The sequence below is a fragment of the Streptomyces sp. NPDC005899 genome (assembly GCF_040629645.1).
Taxonomy (GTDB): domain Bacteria; phylum Actinomycetota; class Actinomycetes; order Streptomycetales; family Streptomycetaceae; genus Streptomyces.
In genome coordinates, this window is the sequence record NZ_JBEXWB010000521.1 from 1 (window position 1) to 3,159 (window position 3,159).

The following is a 3,159-nucleotide window of genomic DNA, read 5'->3' on the forward strand; positions in this document are numbered from 1 at the left end:
CAACGGAAAACTGGACACCGCACGGCTCCCCGACCCGTTCGCGGGCGCCGCGGGCCCGGCCGGCGCGGGCACCGAACGGCCCGCCGGAGGCGGACCGCGGCCCGACGATCCGCCCGCGCTGAGCTTCGTGACCGCGGCCGTCGCCCAGGTACTCGGACTGCCGCGGGTCTCCGACGACGCCAACTTCTTCCGGGCCGGCGGCGACTCGATCACCGCGGTCAGGCTGGTGGCCAGGCTGCGGGAGGCCGGGTTCGAGACGGACCTGTCCCACGTCTACCGGGCCCGCACCCCCCGGTCGCTCGCCGCCACCCTGCGGCCCGCCGCGTCCGGACCTGCCCTCACGACCGGACCTGCCCCGGACCCCCGCCCGCTGCCGGACGGGCTCCCTGCCGGAGCGGTCGACGCGTTCCCGGCCACCCGGCTGCAGCGCGGCATGTTCCTGCACGGCGTGCGGGACGGCTCACACGTCTACCACGACGTCCTGAGCTACACCGTGAACGAGCACGTAGAGGAAGCTCCCCTGCGCGTCGCCCTGCGCGAGGCGGTCGCCGCCCACCCGGCGCTGCGCAGCGCTTTCGTCGTCGACCATCCGTCGGGACCGCTCCAGGTCGTCCACGGTGGCGCCGAGCCGGCGTGTACCTTCACCGATCTGCGGGAGCACCCGGCCGACGAGCGGCACGCGTACCTCCGGAGGTGGGCGGCCGAGGAACGCCGGGTGCCGTTCGACTGGTCGCAGCCGGGCCTGCTGCGAGTCTTCGTCCACCGGACCGGCGACCGGGAGAGCGTGCTGTCGCTGTCGGTGCACCACACCGTGCTCGACGGATGGAGCGCCGCCTCGCTCGTCACCGAACTCCTCACCTCCCACGCCCGGTTGCGGGAAGGCCTGCCGGCCGCCCCGCCCCGGACCCCGGACGACACCATGCGCCGCTACGCCGAGTCGGAGCGGGCAGTCGAGGACGACGCCGGGCACCGCGCGTTCTGGGTGGAGTACCTCGACGGCGCACGGCCCACACAGCTGCCGGACGGTGAAACGCAGTCCTCGGCCGAGCCGCCCCTGGTAGAGGTCGTGAGGAAGCTGCCCGTCGAGCTCACCGAACGCTTCGCCACCCTCGCCCGGGAGTCCGGGGTTCCGCTCAGGAGTGCCTACCTGACGGCCCACCTGGCCACGCTCTCCTTCCTCGCGGGGGAGAGCGAGGTCGTGACGGGTCTGGTGACCAGCGGGCGGCTGGAGGAAGCAGGTGGCGACACCGCGCTCGGCCTCTTCCTCAACACCGTGCCCCTGCGGGTGGACGTCGCCGACCGCAGTTGGCGCGAACTGCAGACGTCCGTGTTCGACAACGAGAGCGGGCTCTACCCCCACCGACGCCTGCCCTTGGAGCGCATCCAGGCTGTGACCGGACTGTCCGGACTGGCCCCCACCGCCTTCAACTACACCGACTTCCACGTGTACGACCGCCTGGTGCGTGCCGGTGTGCGGCTCAGCGACGTGCGCTACGACGAGGAGACCGACTTCCCGCTGCTGGTGGCGGTGCACGAGGACCCGTTCGGCGGCCCGGCGACACTCGCGGTCGGCCACCACACGCACCGGCCGCGGGACGGACTCGCGCGGCAGTACGCCGACTTCTTCGAACAGGTGGTGCGCCTGTCGACCACCGGGCCGGACGAGCCGGCCGTACGCGCGCTGGCCCGGTGGGCCCGGGAACACGGGGCCACCGCCGAGCCGTCGCCCGCGCCGGCGGCCGACGCCCCCGGCTCGCTGGTCCGCCTGATCGCCGAACGGCTGGCGACCGACCCGCGGACGGACCTGCTCACCGCGGGGGAGACGCGGTGGACGCGTGGAGACATCGTGCGGCGCGTGCGCGGGCTCCGCCGCCGTCTCCGAGACCTCGGGATCACCCCCGGTGCGCGCGTCGCGTGCTTCCTGGAGCGCGGAGGGGACCCGCTGGTGGCTCTGCTCACCCTCTGGTCCATGGGCGCGACCTACGTACCGATCGACCCGGGGTTGCCGCCCGCCCGCCGCAGCGCGGTTCTGGCGGCGGCGCACTGCACGCTGGCGCTGCGGTCCGAGGCTCTCGCCGCGGAGCACCTGGGATGGGACGGACCGGTGCTGGTACTCGCCGACCCGGACGACGACGGCGGGAGCGACGACGCGCCGGCCCGCGGGTCCGGCTCCGCCCGGGAGCGGCCGGAGAACCCCGCGAGGCCGGCCGTGCCGGGCACCGGCCCGGACACCTGGTACGAACCCGGCCCCGAGGAGGAGGCATACGTCCTGTTCACCTCCGGCTCCACCGGCGAGCCGAAGGGAGTGAGCATGCCGCACCGGGCGGTGGCCAACCTGATCGCCTGGCAGGTCGCACAGCCCGAGTTCGCCGCGCCCCGCAGGGTCAGCCAGTTCGCCCCGCTCGCCTTCGACGTCTCCGTCCAGGAAATGCTGACCGCCGTGATCCACGGCGGCACGCTGCACGTCGTACCCGACGGGAGCCGCCGCAACCCGCAGGCTCTCCTGGACTTCTTCATCGACCAGGGGATCGAGGTGGGATTCCTGCCACCGGTCGCACTGCATCAACTCGCCGCCGCGTGGGAGGCGTTCGGCCGCACTCCAGGCCGCCTGACCCACCTGCTGCTCGCCGGTGAGGCGCTGGTCGTCGACGACACCGTCCGTGCCTTCTGCGCAGCGGCCGGCACCGAGTTGGTCAACCAGTACGGGCCGACCGAGACGCACGTGGTAACCAGTCACCGGCTCGGCACCGACCCCACCTCGTGGCCTGCGCGTCCACCGATCGGCCGGCCCGTTGCCGAGGCGGTGATCCGCGTGCTGGACCGGCTCGGCCGCCCGGTACCGCGCGGGGCTCCGGGTGAACTCTCCGTCGGAGGCGCCCCGGTGGCCACCGGCTACCTGGGCGCGGACGGAAAAGCCGCGCCGGACGGGGACCGGTTCACCGTCACTCCGGACGGCCCCACCTCCTACCGAACCGGCGACTTGGTCCGGATCAACGCCGGCGAACTGGAGTTCGCAGGCCGGGTGGACGACCAGGTGAAGGTCCGCGGCTTCCGGGTCGACCCGGACGGGGTGGCCGCGGTGCTGCTGCGGCACGACAGCGTGCGCGCCTGCACGGTCCGGGCGGTGCGCGCCGAAGGCGCCGGCACCGAACTCGCGGC

Annotated in this window: 1 protein-coding gene; it reads left to right on the forward strand. The window is 73.9% G+C overall.

Features of this window, described 5'->3' with window-relative positions; translation table 11 throughout:
- The coding region (locus ABZ371_RS30815; RefSeq protein ID WP_358685846.1) for an amino acid adenylation domain-containing protein at positions 1–3,159 on the forward strand (3,159 nt) is incomplete at both ends.